The sequence below is a fragment of the Streptomyces sp. NBC_00193 genome (assembly GCF_026342735.1).
Classification (GTDB): Bacteria; Actinomycetota; Actinomycetes; order Streptomycetales; family Streptomycetaceae; genus Streptomyces; species Streptomyces stoeckheimensis.
The window spans coordinates 6,178,844-6,199,065 of the sequence record NZ_JAPEMM010000001.1 but is presented as its reverse complement, the minus strand read 5'-3'; the positions used below and the strand labels follow the sequence as shown (position 1 = coordinate 6,199,065).

15 protein-coding genes are annotated in these 20,222 nt (G+C 72.8%); 3 read left to right on the top strand and 12 right to left on the bottom strand.

Annotated features, from left to right (window positions below; genetic code table 11):
* Positions 1–14: 14 nt before the first annotated feature.
* From OG898_RS27765 to OG898_RS27755, 3 genes are all read right to left on the bottom strand, one after another.
* Positions 15–1,997, bottom strand: a complete 1,983-nt coding sequence (locus OG898_RS27765) for an APC family permease (RefSeq protein WP_250739218.1) — start codon at positions 1,995–1,997, stop codon at positions 15–17.
* A 67-nt stretch (positions 1,998–2,064) separates the two neighbouring features.
* Positions 2,065–2,520: a (2Fe-2S)-binding protein gene (locus OG898_RS27760; protein WP_266959941.1), complete on the bottom strand. Its 456-nt coding sequence runs from the start codon at positions 2,518–2,520 to the stop codon at positions 2,065–2,067.
* A gap of 20 nt (positions 2,521–2,540) precedes the next feature.
* Complete coding sequence (locus OG898_RS27755) at positions 2,541–4,775, bottom strand: xanthine dehydrogenase family protein molybdopterin-binding subunit (protein WP_266959939.1); 2,235 nt, start codon at positions 4,773–4,775, stop codon at positions 2,541–2,543.
* A 679-nt stretch (positions 4,776–5,454) separates the two neighbouring features.
* Between OG898_RS27755 and OG898_RS27750 the strand changes: the two genes are divergently transcribed.
* Positions 5,455–6,882 (top strand): PP2C family protein-serine/threonine phosphatase, encoded by a 1,428-nt coding sequence (locus OG898_RS27750; protein ID WP_250739205.1) that lies wholly within the window; start codon positions 5,455–5,457, stop codon positions 6,880–6,882.
* Between the two features lie 109 nt (positions 6,883–6,991).
* On the opposite strand, the gene OG898_RS27745 is transcribed toward OG898_RS27750, so the two are convergent.
* Positions 6,992–8,473, bottom strand: a complete 1,482-nt coding sequence (locus OG898_RS27745) for a hypothetical protein (protein ID WP_250739203.1) — start codon at positions 8,471–8,473, stop codon at positions 6,992–6,994.
* Positions 8,474–8,703: 230 nt separating this feature from the next.
* Between OG898_RS27745 and OG898_RS27740 the strand changes: the two genes are divergently transcribed.
* Together OG898_RS27740 and kstD are read left to right on the top strand one after the other, a co-directional pair.
* On the top strand, positions 8,704–9,828 hold the full coding sequence (locus OG898_RS27740; RefSeq protein WP_250739201.1) for an aminoglycoside phosphotransferase family protein: 1,125 nt from the start codon (positions 8,704–8,706) through the stop codon (positions 9,826–9,828).
* Between the two features lie 215 nt (positions 9,829–10,043).
* Complete coding sequence (kstD, locus tag OG898_RS27735) at positions 10,044–11,840, top strand: 3-oxosteroid 1-dehydrogenase (RefSeq protein WP_266959936.1); 1,797 nt, start codon at positions 10,044–10,046, stop codon at positions 11,838–11,840.
* A 19-nt stretch (positions 11,841–11,859) separates the two neighbouring features.
* On the opposite strand, the gene OG898_RS27730 is transcribed toward kstD, so the two are convergent.
* From OG898_RS27730 to OG898_RS27695, 8 genes are all read right to left on the bottom strand, one after another.
* Complete coding sequence (locus OG898_RS27730; RefSeq protein WP_150520950.1) at positions 11,860–12,360, bottom strand: hypothetical protein; 501 nt, start codon at positions 12,358–12,360, stop codon at positions 11,860–11,862.
* 335 nt (positions 12,361–12,695) lie between these two features.
* Positions 12,696–15,410 carry an AAA family ATPase gene (locus OG898_RS27725; protein ID WP_266959934.1) on the bottom strand — a complete coding sequence of 905 codons (2,715 nt, stop codon included), beginning with the start codon at positions 15,408–15,410 and terminating at the stop codon, positions 12,696–12,698.
* A 137-nt stretch (positions 15,411–15,547) separates the two neighbouring features.
* The gene (locus OG898_RS27720) at positions 15,548–15,964 is read right to left on the bottom strand and encodes an ACT domain-containing protein (protein WP_266959932.1); all 417 of its coding nucleotides are present in this window, start codon (positions 15,962–15,964) and stop codon (positions 15,548–15,550) included.
* 61 nt (positions 15,965–16,025) lie between these two features.
* Positions 16,026–16,406, bottom strand: coding sequence for a hypothetical protein (locus OG898_RS27715; protein WP_250739196.1), 381 nt, complete (start codon positions 16,404–16,406; stop codon positions 16,026–16,028).
* Between the two features lie 222 nt (positions 16,407–16,628).
* The gene (locus OG898_RS27710) at positions 16,629–16,868 is read right to left on the bottom strand and encodes a DUF397 domain-containing protein (RefSeq protein ID WP_250739195.1); all 240 of its coding nucleotides are present in this window, start codon (positions 16,866–16,868) and stop codon (positions 16,629–16,631) included.
* A gap of 130 nt (positions 16,869–16,998) precedes the next feature.
* Positions 16,999–18,183 (bottom strand): thiolase domain-containing protein, encoded by a 1,185-nt coding sequence (locus tag OG898_RS27705; protein WP_250739194.1) that lies wholly within the window; start codon positions 18,181–18,183, stop codon positions 16,999–17,001.
* Entirely contained in the window at positions 18,180–19,238 is a 1,059-nt protein-coding gene (locus OG898_RS27700) for a thiolase domain-containing protein (protein WP_250739191.1), read from the bottom strand. The genes OG898_RS27705 and OG898_RS27700 overlap by 4 nt, the downstream gene beginning before the upstream one ends.
* Positions 19,238–20,200, bottom strand: coding sequence for an OB-fold nucleic acid binding domain-containing protein (locus OG898_RS27695; RefSeq protein WP_250739190.1), 963 nt, complete (start codon positions 20,198–20,200; stop codon positions 19,238–19,240). The genes OG898_RS27700 and OG898_RS27695 overlap by 1 nt, the downstream gene beginning before the upstream one ends.
* Positions 20,201–20,222 lie beyond the last annotated feature (22 nt).

Genomic DNA, 20,222 nt, shown 5'->3' with positions numbered 1-20,222 from the left:
GGCGCACGCGGCGGTCACCCAGCGCCCGGCCGGGTCCCCGCCTGTTCCTGCGGGTCCCCCGTCCCCCCGGCTCCCTCCCCCGCAGGCTTCGCGGACTCCAGCAGGAACGGCACGTCGATCACCGCGACCCCGGGCGTGAACAGCAGGCGCGCCTTGAGGCGCAGCGCGTTCTGGTTGTGCAGGGGCTGTTCCCACCAGTGCCCGACCACGTACTCGGGGATGACCACGGAGAGCATGTCCGTGCCCTCGGCGGCCGCCTGTTCCTGCACGTAGGCCAGCACGGGCCCGACCACCTCGCGGTACGGGGAGTGCAGCACCTTGAGCGGGATGCCCGGGTCGTGGTCCGCCCAGGCCGCGCGCAGCCGGTTGGCGTCCTCCTCGTCGGCGGCCACCGAGACGGCCGTCAGGGTGTCGGGGCGCAGTCCCATCGCGAAGCCGAGGGCCTTGAGGGTCGGCGCGTGGACGGCGGCGACGAGGACGACGACGTGGTGGCGGGCGGGCTTGCGGGGTTTGACCCCGGGGGCGACGGCGACTTCCCGGGCCACGGTGTCGTAGTGGCGGCGCACGCCCTTCATCCCGAGGAAGAGCACGGGCATGGCGATGACGACGAGCCAGGCACCGTGGGTGAACTTGGTGATGAGGACGATGACGAGGACCACGGAGGTCATGACGGCGCCGACCGCGTTGATGGCGAGCCGGCGGTGGATGTGGATCCGTTCCTCCTTGCGCGTCTCGGGGGAGGCGAGCTCCGTCTTCCAGTGCTTGACCATGCCCGCCTGGGAGAGGGTGAAGGAGACGAAGACTCCGATGATGTAGAGCTGGATGAGGCGGGTCAGCTGGGCGTCGAAGGCGACGATCAGGCCGATGGCGGCGAGCGCCAGCAGGACGACGCCGTTGGAGTAGACGAGCCGGTCGCCGCGGTTGAAGAGCTGGCGCGGTACGTACCGGTCCTTGGCCAGGATCGAGGCGAGCATCGGGAAGCCGTTGAAGGCGGTGTTCGCGGCGAGGATCAGGACGCCGGCCGTGACGGCCTGGAGCAGGTAGAAGAGGACGTGCCAGTCGCCGAAGGTGGCTCTGCCGATCTGTGCGAGCGCGGTGGACATCGGGGTTCCGGGGGCCAGGCCCAGCTCGGTCGGCTCCGCCGCCACGTGCACCTGGTAGTTCATGGCGAGGTAGGTGATCCCGGCGAACATGGTGACGGCGAGCGCGCCCATCGCGGCCAGGGTGGTCGCCGCGTTCTTGCTCTTCGGCTTCTGGAAGGCGGGGACGCCGTTGCTGATGGCCTCGACGCCCGTGAGCGCCGTACAGCCGGAGGCGAAGGCCCGCAGCGCGAGGAGCACCACCGCGAGGCCGGCGTAGTTGCCCTCGGCGGTGATCGGCAGCTCCGCGGATTCGGCGCGGATCGTGTCGCCGGTGGCGAGCCGGTAGGCGGCCACCGCGAACATCAGGTAGATGACGAGGACGAAGCCGTAGGTGGGGACGGCGAAGACCCGGCCCGATTCCCGTACCCCGCGCAGGTTCATGAGGGTCAGCAGCACCACGAAACCCACCGACAGGGGGACTTCGTGGTCGGAGAGGGAGGGGATCGCCGAGGTGATGGCGGAGACCCCGGAGACCACGGAGACGGCGACCGTCATGACGTAGTCGACGAGCAGGGCGCTCGCCGCGGTGAGGGCGGCGGTCTGGCCGAGGTTCTTGGAGCTGACGATGTACGCGCCGCCGCCGCCCGGGTAGGCGTAGCAGGTCTGCCGGTAGGAGGCGACGACGACCACGAGCAGGAAGACGATGGCGGCGGCCGCGTACCAGGCGAGGTGGAGCAGCGCGACCCCGCCGAGGGCGAGGATCAGCAGGATCTCCTCGGTGGCGTAGGCCACGGAGGAGAGCGGGTCGCTGCAGAAGATCGGGAGCGCGAGCCGTTTGGGCAGCAGGGTCTCGCCCAGACGCGCGGTGTCGAGCGGTTCGCCGACCAGCACACGTTTCGCATTGATACGCCTCATTCAGGCATGATCAGCCAAAACTGTGGCGATTCATCCCATATAGGCCCTGTGTCACGGGGTGAACCGCCTACATCTTCGCCGCCGCGCTCCGGATGGCCTCCCGGATGCGGAAGTACGTGCCGCAGCGGCAGATGTTGGCGATCGCGTCGATGTCCTCGTCCGTGGGCGTGCTCGTCCGCTTCAGCAGGGCGACGGCCGCCATGATCTGGCCGGGCTGGCAGAAGCCGCACTGCGCGACGTCCTGTTCGAGCCAGGCCTCCTGCACCGGGTGCAGGTCCTCGCCGTCGGCCAGTCCCTCGATCGTGGTCACCGCCTTCCCCGCGCACGCGGAGACCGGCACCACGCAGGGGCGGACGTCCACCCCGTCGAGGTGGCTGGTGCAGGCCTTGCAGACGTCCACTCCGCAGCCGTATTTGGGGCCGCGCACGTTCAGCATGTCGCGGAGCACCCACAGCAGGGGCAGATCGTCGGGCGCGTCCACGGTGACGCTCTGCCCGTTGACGGTGAAGGTGTGCGAGGGCACGGCTCGGCTCCTGGGGGCGACTAGCGCGGGTAGGGGGTGAAGTCGACGTCGAAGTCGAGGGGGAAGCTGCGCGGCTTGGTGCCGGTGGCCCGGGCGTAGGCGTTGGCGATCGCGCCCACGGCGGCGGGCAGGCCCAGTTCGCCGGCCCCGCCGGGCTCGGTTCCGGTCGCCGGGAGCACGAAGACGCGTACGTCCTTCGGGGTGTCGCGCTGCTGCGCCCAGTGGAACTGGCTGTAACTGCCTTCCAGCGGGAGCCCCTTGTCCAGGTGCAGGCCGGCCTTCAGCGTGGTGGAGATCGCGTCGGTCAGGCCGCCGATCATCTGGGCCTCCAGACCGCGCGGATTGACGGGCAGGCCCACGTCGACGGCGATGACCGCCTTCGTGACGCGGACGTGCTCCGGATCCCTGGTGTCGATCTCGACCAGGCAGGCCGTCCGGGACTTGTACTCCTCGTGGAAGGCGATGCCCTGGGCGCAGCCGGCCGGCATGGCCCGGCCCCAGCCGCCCTCGGTGGCCGCTTTGTCGAGCACGGCGCGCTGGGCGGCCGTCTTCAGGAAGGTCCGGCGGAACTGGTACGGGTCCCGGCCCGTCGCGGCGGCCAGCTCGTCCACCACGATCTCCTCGGCCCCCCGGGTGTTCGCCGAATAGACCGACCGCCAGGACCCGGTGGGGACCCCGGTCGGGACCTCGGTGAGCGCCTGGGTGGTGAGCCCGAAGTGGTACGGGGACTTGATCGTGGTGAGGAACAGGGTCTGGGCGAGGGTGGCGTTGCCGATGCCGAGCGGGAGGCTGGCGGCGGTGGCGGTGATGATCTCGCCGAGTCCGTGCCGGAAGTCGGTCTCGGCGGCGGCGACCCGGTGTTCGAAGCTGAGCACCTCGCCCAGCAGGTGCGTCGCCCGGATCTTGTGGTGGGTGGCGGGGCGCATCCGGCCGTGCCGGGTGTCGTCCACCCGGGTCCACATCAGCCGCACCGGGCGGCGGCAGGCCTTGGAGATCCGGGCCGCTTCCAGGGCCGCGTCGAAGAACAGCCGGCGGCCGAAGGAGCCGCCCGCCTGCACCACGTGGACGGTGACCTTGTCGAGGGGCAGGCCGAGGTCGGCGGCGATCGTTTCGCGGGCCACGATCGGCGACTTGAGCCCGGACCAGATCTCGGCCCGGTCCTCGCGCACGTCGGCGACGGCCGAGTTGGTCTCCATCGGGGCGTGGCTGACGAAGGCGAAGTCGAACTCGGCGTCCACGTGCGGGGTGAGCAGCGGCGGCACGAGCAGCGGCGGGGTGGCGGCGCGCAGCTTCGTACGGACAGATGCGTCCGACAGCTGGTCGGCCGGGCCCGGGCCCCAGGTGACCTGGAGCGCGGCCTTGGCGTCGAGGGCCTGGCCGAAGGTCTCGGCGACGACGGCGACCCCGGTGGCGACGGTGACCACGTGCAGGACGCCGGGCATGGCCCGGACGGCGGCGAGGTTGGCGACGGAGCGGACGCTGCCGCCGAGCGTGGGCGGGCGGCGGACCACACAGGGCTTGGCCCCGGGCACGTCCAGGTCGAGGGTGTAGCGCTGGGCCCCGGTGACCATGGCGCGGGCGTCGATCCGGCTGGTGGGCTTGCCGACCAGGGCGTGCTTGGCCGTCGGCTTGGGGGTGGCGCCGAGGACGATCAGGGCGGGGTCGGCGGCGGCCGCGGCGAGGGAGCCGTAGGGGGCGGTGCGGCCGTCGGGGGCGCGGACGGCGCCGTTCGCCGTGGTCAGGGTCGATGCCGGGAGGCTCCAGCGCACGGCGGCGGCCGCGACCAGCCGGGCCCGGGCGGTGGCGGCGCACTGGCGGACCGGACCGTAGAGGGAGCGGATGGAGTTGGAGGATCCGGTGAGCTGGTTGAAGAGCAGCTCGGGGCGTGCGTCGTCCAGTTCGACCCGTACGGCGGCCAGCGGGGCGTCCAGTTCCTCGGCGACGAGCATCGCCACGGCGGTGGTGAGCCCCTGGCCGACCTCCTCGCGGGGCAGCCGGAAGCGGATGGTTCCGTCGGCCTCCACGACGAGCGCGAGCAGGGCCGAGGTGGGGGCGCCGGCCAGGATGAACAGGTCGCCGAGGTCCACCAGATCGGCGATGGCGGGCAGCGTCGGGATCACGGCGTGCGCGGTCTGCGGTGCGATGAGGTCGGCTCCGGCGCGCGTGACCAGGGCGAGGGTCGGCGCGGCGACCAGATAGGTGAGGAAGGACCGCCGGCTCTGCCCGTCGGTCGGCGGATGGCTCTGCCCGGTCATGTCGTTGTGTCCCCACCCTGCGCGCGGCCCGCCTCAGCGAGCCTCCCCGGCTCATTACCGGCACGTAGAGTAGCCATTCGGGGGTGCCGGGGGAAGTCCGGATCACAGCGCGGGCGAAATACCGGACATACCGTCACCGGGGGTGGTGATCGCGCCGCATGGGCGGCCGGCCGCGGCGGGGTCCTTCGTTCGGGGGGTGGCGGGCCGGTCGTGTTGATCCGGGTTCCGCGGTGTCTTTCGCCCGTTCGACAGCGGGCGGACCTCGTACACCTCGGCCGTACGATCGATCGCCCCCGTCCGCACGGCCGGTTTCCGGCCGCGGGCGGACGGGGGAAGGAGCGCGGCTGCGGCACACCGTGCACGCCTGACCCGCCCGGGCGGCCCCGGGCGGGCCACGCGTCCGGTGCGATCCGCCCGGTACCGATCGCGGAGCGGCGGCCCGGGTACGGCAAGGGCCTGCGGGGTCCCGCCGGCGGCCCGCCGGCACGGGCTGACCGGATTCGTTCGCACGCTCCAGGAGGGCCGGAAGGCCCCAGGCATATGCCTTGTGCAAGTCCGCCACGGATGTTGCCAAACGCCTTACAGGCCGTCGCAGGCTGTGCAACAGTCGTTACCGGCCCTTCCTTCAGAACCGGTCCCTCCTCAGACTTGGCCGTGCCGCGCCTGTATCGGAGTTCAGATGCCGTCCCACCTGTACGCGGACCGCCCCGCGCAACCCCCCGAGCCAGGGTCGGTGGACGCGCTGATCTCGCAGACCCGACAGCTCCGCGGAGAAGTCGACGCCGTCCGCCGCGACACCGTGGTCGACGACGACGACGCGCAGGGCCGCTGGCAGCGCGCACTGTGCGATCTCGCCGTCCACCATCTCGACGACCTCCGCGCGCACCTCGGCCAGCTCAAGGAAGGGCTCCCGCCCACCGCGCCGGAGTCCGCCGCGCTGCCGCAGGCCGCCCCGGAGACCGGGGCCGAGGCCCAGCAGACCAGGGTCGGCAGTGCCGAGTGGAACCTGCTGACCGACGAGGTCAGCTGGTCCGACGAACTCTTCCAGATCTTCGGCCGCTCCCCCGAGGCGGGCGCGCTGCCCCTCGACGAACTGGGATCCACCCTGTTCTCCGAGGACCAGCCGCTGCTGACGGCGATGGTGACGGCCTGTCTGGTGGACGGCAAGCCGATAGACGGCGAGTTCCGCATCGTCCGGGCCGACGGCCGGGTCCGGACGCTGCACATGAGGGGCGAGCCGGTCCTCGACTCCGACGGCTGCACGGCCTCCATGTGGGCCGTGCTGCGGGACGTGAGTGAACTGCGCCGGAGCCAGCGGGCGGTGCGCGAGTCCCGGGACTCGCTGCAGCGCCGGCAGGAGATCGCGCAGACCGAGCGCCGGCTGGCGGTCGAGCTGCAGGAAGCCGTGCTCCCCCCGTGGCGCGGCTCCCTGCGGTTCCCGCACGACAACACCAGGGCGCTGGACGTCGCTGCGCACTACCTGCCCTCCGCGACCAGCGCGCTCATCGGCGGCGACTGGTACGACGCGCTCGAACTCCCCGACGGGCACTCGATGCTGACGGTGGGTGACCTCACCGGGCACGGGGTGACCGCGACCTCCGGCATGGCGATGATGCTCGGCGCCCTGCGCGGGATGGCCATGGCGGGCATCGAACCGGGCCCGCTGATGGGCTGGCTGAACCAGCTCCTGGAGACCTCCGTCCAGCCCGCGCTCGGATCCGCCGTGTGCTGCCGCTACGATCCCGCGCGCCGGGTGCTGTCCTGGGCGCAGGCCGGCCACCCCGCCCCGCTGCTGTTCCGGCGCGGCCAGGGCCGTTCGCTGCTGCCCCCCGAGGGCGTCCTGCTGGGAGCGACCTCCGGAGCCACGTACGGCCAGGCCGAGGAGCGGCTGGAGGTGGGCGACGTCCTCGTCCTGCACACCGACGGACTGACCCCGCGCAGCATCGAGTTCAGCAAGGCCGACGGGACCGAGCGGCTGCTGGCGCTGGCACCGCACTTCTCCGCCGCCCGGTCCGCGCAGGACTGCGTGCGCCTGGTGATCGGGGAGTTCGGCGAGGGCGAGCGCGAGGACGACGCCTGCGTGCTGGTGGCCCGGATCGGCTCGTAGCGAGAGGTTCACGGGACCCGAGGCCGCGCCGGAAGGCGCGGCCTTTCTCGTGCCCGGACCCCGGTGGCCACCGGTCTCCGACCGACCGGTCTCCGACCGGCCGCGCCGATCAGACCGGCCGTGCCACGGGGCTGTTCGGGAGGGCCAGCTTGATCTCCTCGCGGAGCTCCTCGATGCCGGCGAATCCGGAGTAGTGGCCGCTCAGCCGGTACATCTCGCGCAGCCGGTCCCACGTCCGGTGCGAGGAGGTCTCGTTCATCGAGACCAGCGCCAGGCGGGCGTAGCGGTCGGCCTGTTCCGGGTCGTCGGCGATGAAGCAGGCGGAGGCCATCGAGATGTAGTCGAAGATCTTCGAGCGCTGGTGGCCGTCGGCCCGCAGCCGCAGGGCCTCCTTCGCGTGCTGCTGCGCGATGGTCGCCGCCGAGGGGTCGTGGTCGGCGAGGGTACGGAAGGCCAGCGCCTGCATGCCGTGCAGATCGGCCTCGTCGAAGTGCTGCATCCAGGACGGCGGCGGCACGTCTCCCGAGGTGGACACGAACAGGTCCTCGGCCTCGCCCAGGGTGCGGCGCATGGCCTGCCCCTTGCCGAGCGCGGCCTGCGCCCAGGCCTCGATGGTGTGGAGCATGGCGCGGGTCCGGGGCAGGGTCTGCTCGCCGGAGCCGGACTGCGCCAGCTTCATCAGGTCCAGGGCCTCGTTCGGCTTGCCCAGGTGGACCATCTGACGGGCCGCGCGGGAGAGCGCCTCCCCCGCGCGCGGCCGGTCGCCGCCCTCGCGGGCCGCGTGCGCGGCGATGACGAAGTACTTCTGCGCGGTGGGCTCCAGGCCCACGTCGTGGGACATCCAGCCCGCCAGGACCGCCAGGTTGGCCGCCACCCCCCACAGCCTGCGCTGGAGGTGGTCGGGGTGGTGGTACGCGAGCATGCCGCCCACCTCGTTGAGCTGCCCGACCACGGCCTTGCGCTGCAGGCCGCCGCCTCTGGAGGCGTCCCAGGCGCGGAAGACCTCCACCGACCGCTCCAGGGCCTCGATCTCCTGGGAGCCGATGGGCGCGGCCTCGTAGCGGTCGTAGCCCGCGGAGTCGGCCTGGAAGGCGTCACCGTGGCGCTGCACGTCCTTCGCGCGGGCGGGGTCGGTGTGGAGCCAGTCGTGCATGGCGTTGCTGAGGGCTGAGCCGGCGGTGAGCGCGGCACCCGCGCTCATCAGACCGCGACGGTTGAGCATGAGGTCCATTCCCGTGAATTCGGTGAGGACCGCGGCTGTGCGTTCGGGCGCCCAGGGCATTCCGTCGGGGTTCTCCTGCTCCCCGTCCGGCTGCTGTTTGGCGGTGCGCCGTTGTCGTACGAACCCGAGGTCCTCGATGGTCACGACACGACCGAGCCGCTCGGTGAACAGTGCTGCCAGTACCGTGGGCACCGGTTCGCGCGGGGTTTCCCCCATGTCGATCCAGCGCCGCACCCGCGAGGTGTCGGTGGCCAGCTGGTGGTGACCCATCGAGGCCGCCTGCCGGTTGACCATCCTCGCCAGTTCGCCCTTGGACCAGCCGGCCAGGCCGAACAGGTCGTTCAGACGGGTGTTTGGACCTTTGCTCACGTCAAGCCCCCAGGTTCTCGGCTGAGTTGACAGTAACCCCGTGTCAGGTGCCGAGCGACTATTCGCCAGGGTTCGCCAGGGCACGCAATGTGGTCCGCCACCCACGCCCGGGTGTCAGGTAGGAATGCGCCTCCCCGACCCGGTCACCGGCGGAACTCCCCAGGGTGATGCACGGGATCCGGCGGGGCGGCGTATGCAACTCGTCGGCGCACGAAGGGATCCGTAACGCCATGTACGCAGCCACGTCCTCCGTGTCCGCCCCGGTCCGGCCGCACCGCACGCTCCCCGCGGGCGGCGGCCCCTACCTCGAACCCGGCCGCCCCGCGGCCTCGGCGCAGGGCGTCGTACGGGCACGGCGGATGCCGGGTACCGGATCGCAGCCGCTGAGCGGGAGAATCGACCTGTCGGGCCCCCAGGGCGCGCAGTTGCGCACGGCGCTCGCCTCCGTGCAGCGCATCTGTCCGGAGTTCGCGCCGGTCCAGGTACTGCGCCGCAGCGGCCGGTCGGTCCTGCTGGTGGGAACCACCGGACGGATGACGGCCGTCGCGAAGGTTTTACTGGATCACTCGCCCGAGTGGCGCGAGCGGTACCGGCACGAAATAGCGACGTACCGGACGTTCGTCCGGCACCGCCCGCAGGTCCGGGTGCCGCGGCTGATCGCCGCCGATCCGGAGAACTGCGTACTGATCATCGAGCGGATGGCCGGCCGGGTGGCCGCGCTGCAGCGGCATCCGGTGGAGGCCCCGCCGCGGGCCGACCTGCGAGCGGCACTCGGAGCCGTGCGCCAGGTGAACGGCTGGCGGCCCGCCGACGAGTTGTTCGGGCGGCCGCTGGACTACGACCGGCGGATCGCCCGGGACTACCAGTTGGGCCTGCTGACCGACCGTGACTTCGGCGATCTGCAGAAGCTGCTGCACGGCGTGAAGATGTCGGGCAACCCCTGGCAGTTCAACCACGGCGACGCGCTGCTGTCGAACCTGCTGCTGTCCCCGACGGGTCCCGTCCTCCTCGACTGGGAGCACGCGGGCTGGTACCGGCCGGGCTACGACCTGGCCACCCTGTGGACGGTACTGGGCGACGCCCCGGCCGCACGGGCCCAGATCAGCCGCCTGGCGCAGGCGGCCGGCCCGGCCGCCCGGGACGCCTTCCTGGTCAACCTGATGCTGGTGCTGACCCGGGAGATCCGGATGTCGGAGACGGCCGTGCAGCGCTCGATGCTGGCGGCCACGCCGAACCAGGCCCTGCCGGCGGGCTCCCTGTCCTCGGGCGAGGAGCAGCGCTTGCTGCTGCGCCGCCTGCACGACGACGCGGGCATGGCCCGCAGGGCGGTCCGCGCGGCGGTGGGCACGCGCTGACCCTGCCGCACCGACCCGGCCGCGTTGGGCGCGGTCGCCCGTGAAATCCCGTGCCGCACACACCCGGTGTGTGCGGCACGGGATTTCGTGCGTCCGGGCCCGGAGCGCAACCGGCGCGTATGCCTTGACTTCACATGATCCCCCGAAGACCTTTTCTGACTCAGCATCAGAATGCTGGAACCACCCCCTCACCCCCTCTCCGCTGGAGCCTGCCCATGACCGCGAGAACCGCCTCCTCAGCGAGTCCCGAACCAAGCGATGCCCATCCCTCCCGCCGGACGGTCATCGCCGGGGCGGGGGCCGGCGTGCTGGCCGCCACCGTGCTGCCGACCGCCGCCGCCCACGCGGCCGGTGAGCCCACGATCGGCGAGTACGACGTCGTCGTGGTCGGTTCCGGGGCGTCCGGAATGACCGCCGCGCTCACCGCGGCCAAGCGGGGCCTGAGCGTGCTCGTGGTCGAGAAGGCCCCGACCTTCGGCGGCTCGGCCGCCCGGTCCGGCGCCGGGATCTGGCTGCCCAACAACTCGGTGATCCTGGGCGCGGGCGTGCCCGACACCCCGGCGAAGGCGGCGCAGTACCTGTCGGCGGTGGTCGGCAACGGCTCCTCCGCGGACCGGCAGGCGGCCTTCCTCGCCAACGGGCCCCGGATGCTGGACTTCGTGATGGCCAACAGCCCGCTGCGCTTCCGCTTCATGGACGGCTACAGCGACTACTACCCGAACCTCCCCGGCGGGCTCCCGAACGGCCGCTCCATCGAGCCGGACCAGATCGACGGGAACATACTCGGCGCCGAACTGGCCCGCCTGAACCCGGCGTACATGCCCGTGCCGGCCGGAATGGTGGTGTTCAGCCAGGACTACAAGTGGCTCAACCTCGCCGCCGTGAGCGCCAAGGGGCTCGCGGTGTCCACCGAATGCCTGGCGCGCGGTACGGCGGCCGCGCTGTGCGGGCAGAAGCCGCTGACCATGGGCCAGGCCCTGGCGGCCGGTCTGCGGGCCGGTCTGATCCAGGCCGGGGTCCCGGTGTGGCTGAACAGCCCGCTCGTCGACCTGGTCCAGGAGGGCGGCGCGGTCACGGGCGTAGTGGTGGAGAAGGAGGGCGTACGGGGCGTGGTGCGGGCCCGCAAGGGCGTGGTCATCGGCTCGGGCGGCTTCGAGCACAACGCGGAGATGCGGGCCCAGTACCAGCAGCAGCCGGTCGGCACCCAGTGGTCGGTCGGCGCGAAGGAGAACACGGGCGACGGGATCCGGGCGGGCCAAAGGGCGGGTGCGGCGCTGGCGTTGATGGACGACGCCTGGTGGGGTCCCTCGATCCCGCTGCCGAACGAACCGTACTTCTGCCTCGCCGAACGGACCCTGCCCGGGGGCCTGATGGTCAATGCGAAGGGTGCCCGCTTCGTCAACGAGGCCGCTCCGTACAGCGATGTGGTGCACGTGATGTACGAGAAGGACCGGGGCGCGACCGGTTCGCACATCCCGGCCTGGCTGATCGTGGATCAGAACTACCGCAACAAGTACCTGTTCAAGGACATCCTGCCGACGATCGTCTTCCCCGATTCCTGGTACCAGGCGGGCGCGGCGAAGAAGGCGTGGACCTGGGACGCCCTCGCCAACCAGATCGGGGTGCCCGCGGCCGCCCTGCGCTCCACCCTCAACCGCTTCAACGCGCAGGCGTGGAACGGCACCGACCCCGACTTCCACCGGGGCGACACCGCGTACGACCACTACTACACGGATCCCGGCGTGACGCCGAACTCCTGTCTGGCCCCGATCTGGGCGCCGCCGTTCTACGCCTTCAAGATCGTGCCGGGTGACCTGGGCACGAAGGGCGGCATCGTCACGGACGCACGGGCCCGCGCGCTGCGCGCGGACGGATCGGTGATCCGGGGCCTGTGGGCCGCGGGCAACGCGAGTGCGGCCGTGATGGGGCACAGTTATGCGGGGGCCGGGTCGACGATCGGTCCCGCGATGACGTTCGGCTACGTGGCCGCCAACGACATCGCGGACGCGTGACGCCGGTCCCGCCGGGCGACTAGCCCTGCTGGAAGAGCTCGGCCGGGAGCGGCTTCAGCAGCGCGTAGAGGTCGTCCGTGATCGGCCGGTCCCAGCTCGCGATGGTGACCAGCACGTTGTCGCTGCGGTCGAACTGCACGCAGCTGATCCGGCTCTCGGAAAGCTTGATCTTCCGGACGATGAGGAGGTTGTCGCCCTGCATGACGGGGCAGTCCTCGGCACCGGTGACCTCGACGTCCTCGTCGTTCTCGAGGGCGTCGAGGAGCTGGGCCACCTCGAAGGGGACCTGGCCCTCGGAGAGGTCGCGTGCGGGGGAACCCTCGGGGAGGTTTCCGATGATCATCGCGGGGCCGCGTCCGCCGAACAGGTCGTAGCGGAGGAAGACACCCTGGCAGCTGCCGTCGGGCGCGGGCAGCAGCCCGGCCCCGAGATTGCCCGGCCAGTCCCCCGGGTCCATGGCCAGGACGTCGAAGTCCGGGCCGGCGGGTGTGGCGGCGCGGTGGCGGCGGAGGAAGGACATGCCGCCATGGTACGTGCCCTGCCGCGTCCCGCGGCCCTCCACCCCCGACCCGGGGCCCCCGGTCCTCCCGCTGCGCGGGCCGAAGTCCCCTACCCACCCTTCCACCGTTCCCTGGGGCTCCGCCCCAGACCCCGCGCCTCAAACGCCGGCGAGGCTGGATTTGCCGCTGCGCGGCAAAATCCAGCCCGCCCGGCGTTTGAGGGCACGTGCGCGCAGCGCACGTACGGGTCCAGGCGGAGCCCGGGGAACGGTGGAAGGGCGGGTAGGGGACAGCCCCGCAGGGGTCCACCCGGCCGCACCCGCCCAGCGGCGCCCAGCCCGCCGGTGCAGACCGGTCAGCCGGTGGTGGTCGGTGCGGCTGCGGGGACGGGCCCGCACGGGAAGGCGCCGCCCAGGCCGAGGAGGGCTGTCGTGGCGGAGGCCACCAGGCCGTCCGCCCCGCACTCCCGGGCCGCCAGCACCGCCCGGAGCAGGAGCTCCGTATCCCCCCGCTCCTCCCCCAGCGCGGCCAGCGCGAGCGCCAGCTCGTAGGCCGCCGGCGAAGCCGACAGGACCTCCACCGCCTCCTCCAGCAGCGCCGGCCGGTCCTGCGGCGCAGCCACCTCCGCGGCCACCCGCAGGGCCTGGCCGATGCCGGACGCAGCCCCGAAGGCACGGGCCCGGCGTACCGCCTCCTCGGCCAGCTCCCGCGCCCGGGCCGGATCCTCCGCGGCCACCGCGCGGGCCAGGTGCAGCCGCCACGGGCACCAGGAGGGGTTCTGGATGCCCCTGGGGGTCAGCCGCCGGTCCACGGCTTCGAGCTCCGCCGCCGCGGCCTTCGCCTTGCCGCGGGCCAGCAGCAGTTCCGCGTAGACCGTCTGGGAGTCGGGGAAGACGACCGCCGCGGGGAAGGGCTCCCCGTACTCGTGCTCGCGGACCAGCTCCCAGGCCTCGTCCACCCGGCCCCGCGCCAGCAGGGTGGTGACGAGGATCGCGATGGCGTACCAGTGCACGGGCGTGCGCCGCCCGACGCGCTCGGCGAGGCGGAGCCCCGCCCGCGCCAGCTCCTCCGCCTCGGCCAGCCGCCCGCGGCGGTAGCGGATGTAGGCGCGCAGGCTGTAGGCGAAGGACAGGTGCGCCCCGCGCCAGCCCTGCCGCTCGAACTCGGCGGTGCCCGCCTCGAACAGTTCCTCCGCGCGCTCCGGCCGGTCGGCGTACATGTGCACCATCGCGACGAGCACCGGGACCTCGAAGCCGCGGTCCGCGTACGCCCAGCTGAACTCGGTTTCCAGGACCCGCCCGGCATGGTGCAGGACCACGTCGACGGGTTCCCCGCGCAGGCAGGCGTCCCAGGCGCGCAGCCCGATGACGTACCGCTCGGTGAGGTCCCGCCCGCTCAGCCGGTCCGCGAGCTTCGCGAGCCGCCGGGAGCGCGCCGGGGAGTCCGGCTCGGCGGCGTTGAAGGCGTCCCACATGAACTGCTCGGACTGCAGGCGCAGCCGGCCCCGCAGGTCCTGGGTGTACGGGATCTCGCGCGCGAGGCATTCCGAGGCCTCGGCCAGGCGGTCGCTGTGCGAGAGCACCTGGGCCAGCCGGATCACGATGCCCTGGCGCAGCGCCGGGTCCTCGAAGGGCTCCGCGAGGGCGGCGCGCAGGTGGTTGACGGTGTTGGCGGGCTCGGTGAGCAGGGAGGCGCAGCCCAGTTCGTACAGGACGGCCGCCCGCTCGTCGAAGTCCGGGGGTTCGCGCAGGGCCCGTGCGAGCTGGCGGCGGGCGGCTTCGGGGGCGCCGGCCCGGAGGTTCTCGCCGGCCGCCTCGCGCAGGGTGCGCACCACCCAGGGGTCGTTCTCGGGATGGGTCTCCAGCAGGTGGCGGGCGGCGGCGGAGGGCCCGAGTCCCGCGTCGACGACGGCCGCGGCGGCCTTTCCGTGCAGGGCGACGCGCAGGGCGTCGGGGATCGCGCGGTATATGGCGGTGGCGATGAGGGGGTGGACGAACTCCAGCCCGGCCTCGGCCGCTTCCTGGGCGGCGGCTTCCTCGGCGGCGGCCGACAGGATGCGGGCGTCGCGCAGCCTCCCGGTGGCGTCGACGGCCTCCTCGGTGCCGAGTCCGGCGACGCGGGCGGCGAGTTCCCCGGGGATGTCGGTGCCGAGGACGGCGCAGGCCCAGGCGAAGCGGACGGTGGAGGGCCCGAGGCTGTGGAGGCGGGCGACGAGGCCGCTGCCGCGCTGGGCGGCGGCGAGGTCGCGCAGGAGCGGGGCGCTGGCCTCGACGGGGGCGAGGCCCTTGTCCCGGACCTTCGCGGTGAGCTCGACGGCCTCGAAGGGGTTGCCGGTGGTGACGGCCCAGGCCTCCTGACAGAACGCCTCGTCGGCGTGCTCGCCGACGGCCTCCCGGACCAGGCCGGAGACGGCCCGGGCGGTGAGCGGAGCGAGGGTCAGCGGGCGGTGTCCCGCGCGGCCGGGCAGCGTGCGGAAGGCCTCGGCGTGCGCGGGAAGTTCGTCGGGGCGGTAGGCGACGACGAGGAGGAGCGGGAGGTGTTCGGCGCGCGGGGCGAAGGCGGCGAGCCAGGAGAGGGATTCGGGGTCGGCCCAGTGGGCGTCGTCGAGGACGAGGGCGACGGGGGCGCGCTGCACGACGAGGTGGGTGAGGACCCAGTCGAGTCCGTCGCGCAGGCCCTGGGGGTCGGGCGGGGCGCCCTGTTCGGCCGCGCAGAGGCCGAGGGCGGGGCCGACGATGGCGTACCAGCTGCCGAGGGCCTCGCGCAGTTCCGCGTCGGAGGTGCCGGCCAGCTGGGGCTGGATGAGCTGGCGGGCGACGTGGAAGGGCTGGCTCTGCTCCTGTTCGCCGCCCCGGGCCGCGAGGACGGTGCAGGCCTTGGTGTGGGCGCGGCGGCGTACTTCGCCGAGGAGCGTGGTCTTGCCGAGGCCGGCGGGTCCGGAGAAGGCCAGCAGGGCTCCGCCGGCGTCGGGGCCCGGATCCGTGAGCTGCTCCAGGGCCTCGTCGACGGCGGCGAGCTCCGTGTCGCGTTCGAACATCGTGCGCCGTTTGCGGGTCCGGCGTTCCGTCATGGCTGGTACCCCCCAGGCCTGTTCGGGGGTTCAGCGTACGCCCGCGCACGCGCCCGGGAAGCCCGGCGCGGCAAATAAAGCTGATCTTCTTCGGCGGGCCGCCGGAGGGGGTATACGCGGCGGTATGCGCGGGCGGCTCAGTCCTGTGCGGAGCGGTCCGCGAGCGCTTCCAGGACGGCGACGGCCTCGGCGGCCCGGGCTGCGTCCACGAAGAGGTGGTCGTGGTGGTAGCCGGCGATGACGTTGCAGCTCAGGCCGTGTGCCGCGAGTTCGGTGGCGAAGGCCGCGGTGAGGCCGACGGCGTCGAGGGAGGAGTGGACGCGCAGGGTGATCCAGCCCGCGGTGTACGTGTACGGGAGTCCGGCCTCATCGGCGTCCTCCTGGCTCAGCACGAGGGTGAGCCCCTCGGGCTCCAGCACGGAGGCGACGGGGGTGAGCCCGGCCAGGGCCTCCGGGTCGGTGTCTCCGGGGATCGTGCAGAACACGTACAGCCCGTCGTTCAGTTCGGGCCGCATGCCGCTCAGCAGCTTCTGCAGGTCGTTTTCTCCACTCATGCCCACCACCGTACCGGTCATCCCGTTATGGCCGGTACGACCCCCCTGGCCGGTCGTCCGGTCAGTCGCCCTCGTAGAGCCGCCGGCGCCACCAGGCGCGGGGACGGCCGCTCCAGTCCACCCAGCCTCCGGCGGACGGGGCCGGGTGCGGGAGCGTACGGCGCCGGAACTGCGCGTCCAGGCCCCGCAGCACGCGGCCCAGCGCGGTGCGGGCGACCGGCGGCAGCTCCCGGTACAGGTCTCCCAGTTCGTCCCGGACCATGGCGACGTCGTCGCGCGCGCAGCCGGGGCAGGACGGGCACTCGGAAGGGACCAGGAGCAGGGTGCTGCCAGGGCGGCTCAGGAAGGTCCGGTAGCGGTTCAGCAGGTCCGCGATCTCGGCGCCCCGTCCGGGCCGGGCCCAGTGCGCGGCGGCGGCGGCATCGGGCGACAGTCGGTCCACGGGAGGGAGTTCCCACGCCCAGGCGGGCGGGCGGCGGTCCTCGTACGTTCCTCGTTCGGCGCGCAGAGCGCCGGGCCGTCTACGCGGCATCGCCCTTTCGGCGGGTGATCGTCATGGCGGCCATGATGCCGAAGGCCCTGCGGGTCCGGCAAGGGGTTTGCGGGGCCCACCGGGGGCGGCGGCTCCGCGCCCGGTGGTGCGCCGCGTACCCGTCGACATGCCCTAGGTCAGGTCGAACTCCCCGCCCCGCGCGTTCAGCACGAACTTGCGCCATTCGTCCGGCGCGAAGATCAGCGAGGGGCTCCCGGGGCGGTCGCCGTTGCGCATCGCGATGAACCCCTCCACGAAGGCGATCTGGACGTCGCCCGCCCCCCGGCTGCTCGACTGCCAGTCCGCCTCGGTCAGATCGAGGTCCGGCTTGCCCCAGCCGGCCGGCGCCTTCGAAGTCATGCTCTCTGCCACGTGCGTGCTCCTCCCGGTACTCCCGGTTCGTCGTCCCGGGGCCAGGTTAGCCATCGCACGCCGTGCCGCACAGGCCACGGTGCGTCACTCTTGGCCTGTACGGCACCCCCGCCCGGAATCGGGTTTCCGCTCAGGAGGTCGGCTGCTCCGCTCCCACCAGCCACATCGCGAAGAACTGCGCCCCGCCGCCGTAGGCGTGCCCCATCGCCCGCCGGGCGTCCGGGACTTGGTGCTCCCCGGCCTGACCGCGCACCTGGAGGGCCGCTTCCGCGAAGCGGATCATCCCGGAGGCGCCGATGGGGTTGGTGGACAGCACGCCGCCCGACGGATTGACGGGCAGGTCCCCGTCTAGTTCCGTGACCCCCGCCTCGGTGAGCTTCCAGCCCTCGCCCTCCTCGGCGAAGCCGAGGTTCTCCAGCCACATCGGCTCGTACCAGGAGAACGGCACGTACATCTCCACGGCGTCGATCTCCCGGCGCGGATCGGTGATCCCCGCCTGGCGGTAGACGTCGGCCGCGCAGTCCTTGCCCGCCTGCGGGGAGACGAAGTCCTTCCCGGCGAAGAGGGTCGGCTCGCTGCGCATCGCCCCGCCGTGCAGCCAGGCCGGCGGCTTCGGCGAACGGGCCGCGCCCGCACGGTCGGTGAGGATCATCGCGCACGCCCCGTCGGAGGACGGGCAGGTCTCGGAGTACCGGATCGGGTCCCACAGCATCGGGGACGCCTGGACCTTCTCCAGGGTGATGTCGTGCTCGTGCAGGTGCGCGTACGGGTTCTTCAGCGCGTTGCGGCGGTCCTTGTACGCGACGAGCGAGCCCACCGTGTCGGGGGCGCCGGTGCGCCGCATGTACGCGCGCACGTGCGGGGCGAAGAACCCGCCGGCCCCCGCCAGCAGCGGCTGCTGGAAGGGGACGGGGAGCGAGAGCCCCCACATGGCGTTGGACTCGGACTGCTTCTCGAAGGCGAGGGTCAGCACCGTGCGGTGGACCCGGGCGGCGACCAGGTTGGAGGCGACCAGCGCGGTGGAGCCGCCCACCGAACCGGCCGTGTGCACGCGGAGCATGGGCTTGCCGACGGCGCCGAGGGCGTCCGCGAGGTACAGCTCCGGCATCATCACGCCCTCGAAGAAGTCGGGGGCCTTGCCGATGACGACCGCGTCGATGTCCGCCCAGGTCAGCTCGGCGTCCGCGAGCGCGCGGGCCGCCGCCTCGCGCACCAGTCCGGCGATGGAGACGTCGTGGCGGGCGGCCACGTGCTTGGTCTGGCCGATGCCGACGATTGCCACCGGCTCCTTGCCCGTCGCGGCGGAGGTGCTCATGCTCGGTCCCCTTCCAGGACGGCGACCAGGTTCTGCTGGAGGCAGGGGCCGGAGGTGGCGTGCGCGACGGCCCGGTCGGACTCGCCGCGGTGGATGCGGGCGGCCGCCTCGCCGATCCGGATCAGGCCGGCGGCCATCATCGGGTTGGCGGCGAGCGCTCCGCCGGAGGGGTTGACGGCGACGTCCCCGCCGAGCCCGAGGGCCTTGCGCAGCACGACCTCCTGGGAGGAGAAGGGCGCGTGCAGTTCGGCGGTGTCCACCGGGGCCTCGAACACGCCCGCGTGCTCGGCGGCGATCCGCGTCGACGGGGAGTCGGTGAGGTCGCGCAGTCCGAGGCTGTGGGCCTCGATGCGGTGGTCGATGCCGGTGATCCAGGCGGGCCGCTCGCACAGCCGGCGGGCCACGTCCCCGGCGGCCAGGATGACGGCGGCCGCGCCGTCTCCGATGGGCGGGCAGTCGCCGGTGCGCAGCGGGGCGACCTGGTACGGGCCCTGGGCGACGGCTCCGCTGAGCTGGGCGTGCGGGTTGGCGCCCGCGGAGGCCCGGCTGCGGGCGCCGATCGCGGCGAGCCCGGTTTCGTCGGTCTCCCCCGCGTCGATGAGCGCCTGGGCCTGGAGGGCGGCCAGGGCCACCGAGTCGGGCCAGAGCGGAGCGACGTAGTACGGGTCGAGCTGGCGGGTCAGCACGTCGCGCACCGACCCCGGCGAGGACTTCCCGTAGGAGTAGACGAGCGCGGTGTCGGCCTCGCCGGTCTGGATCTTGACCCAGGCCTCGTACAGGGCCCAGGCGCCGTCCATCTCCACGTGCGATTCGGAGATGGGCGGCCAGGCGCCGACCCCGTCGAGGGTCATGGTGAAGGAGAAGGCCCGGCCGGCGAGGTAGTCGCTGGAACCGGAGCAGGTGAAGCCGATCTCGCCCGCCTTCAGTCCGGTGGCGGCCAGCACCTGGTGCAGGACCGGCATGACCATCTCTACTTCGCTGAGCTCGTCTGTACGGCGCAGGTGGTCGCTCTGCGCGAAGGCGACCACCGCGACCTCGCGGGCGTATCGGGCCATCAGATGAGCTCCTTGTACACGTCGTAGTCCGCGTCCGGCTCTCCGGTGGGGCGGTAGTGGTCGGGGTAGCGGCCGCCTTCGGTCCAGACGGGTTCGACCCGCAGGCCCATCCGCACCTGGTCGTACGGGATCCCGCCGATCCGGCCGTGGAGCGCGAGGCCGGCGCCGTCGAGGGCGATGTGGGCGTAGACGTACGGCACTTCGATGTCGAGGTTCTTGGCCTTGATGTTGACGATGCAGTACGTGGTCACGGTGCCGGCCGGACCGACCTCGACCCGGTCGGTCGTCGCCACCCCGCAGGTGGGGCAGGCGCCGCGCGGGGGCACGTACACCTTGTGGCAGGAGGGGCAGCGCTCGCCGATGGTCTTCTGCTCGGAGAGCCCGGCGATGTACGCGGTCTGCGCGCGGCCGGGGCTGTACGAGTAGTCCAGGCGGGCCTCGGCGACGATCCCGGTGACGGCGTCGGCGAACTCCCCGCTGTGCGGAGCCGCCTCCCCGTGCGCTTCCCCGTCCCCGGCGGGCTCGAAGCAGGCGATGTCGGTGATGGCCCCGGTCCGCTCCCCGGCCCACCGCACGCGGACCCGCATGCCGGTGGTGACGGCCTCGGGCCCGGGGGCGTCGAGGGCGTGCAGGAGGGCGGTGTCGGCGCCGTCGAGGCGGACGAGGACCCAGGCGAAGGGCGTGGCGAGGGGCTGGTTGGGGCGCGGCGAACCGTTCCAGGCCCAGGTGGTGACGGTCCCGGTGGTGCCCACCTCGACCAGGTCGCGGATCTCCTCGGCGGTGACGGGGTCGTACTCGACGGGCGGCACCATCACCTTGCCGTCGGCGGTCGTGACCCCGAGGACGACGCCTTCGCGCAGCCCGGTGAGGAAGGCGCTCTGCACGGGGCCGAGGGAGCGGGTGAAGGGGAACTCGACGACAAGGGGTGCGCGGAGGATCTCGGGTGGCGACGCGGCTGTCATGGATGGGTCTCCGATGTAGGGG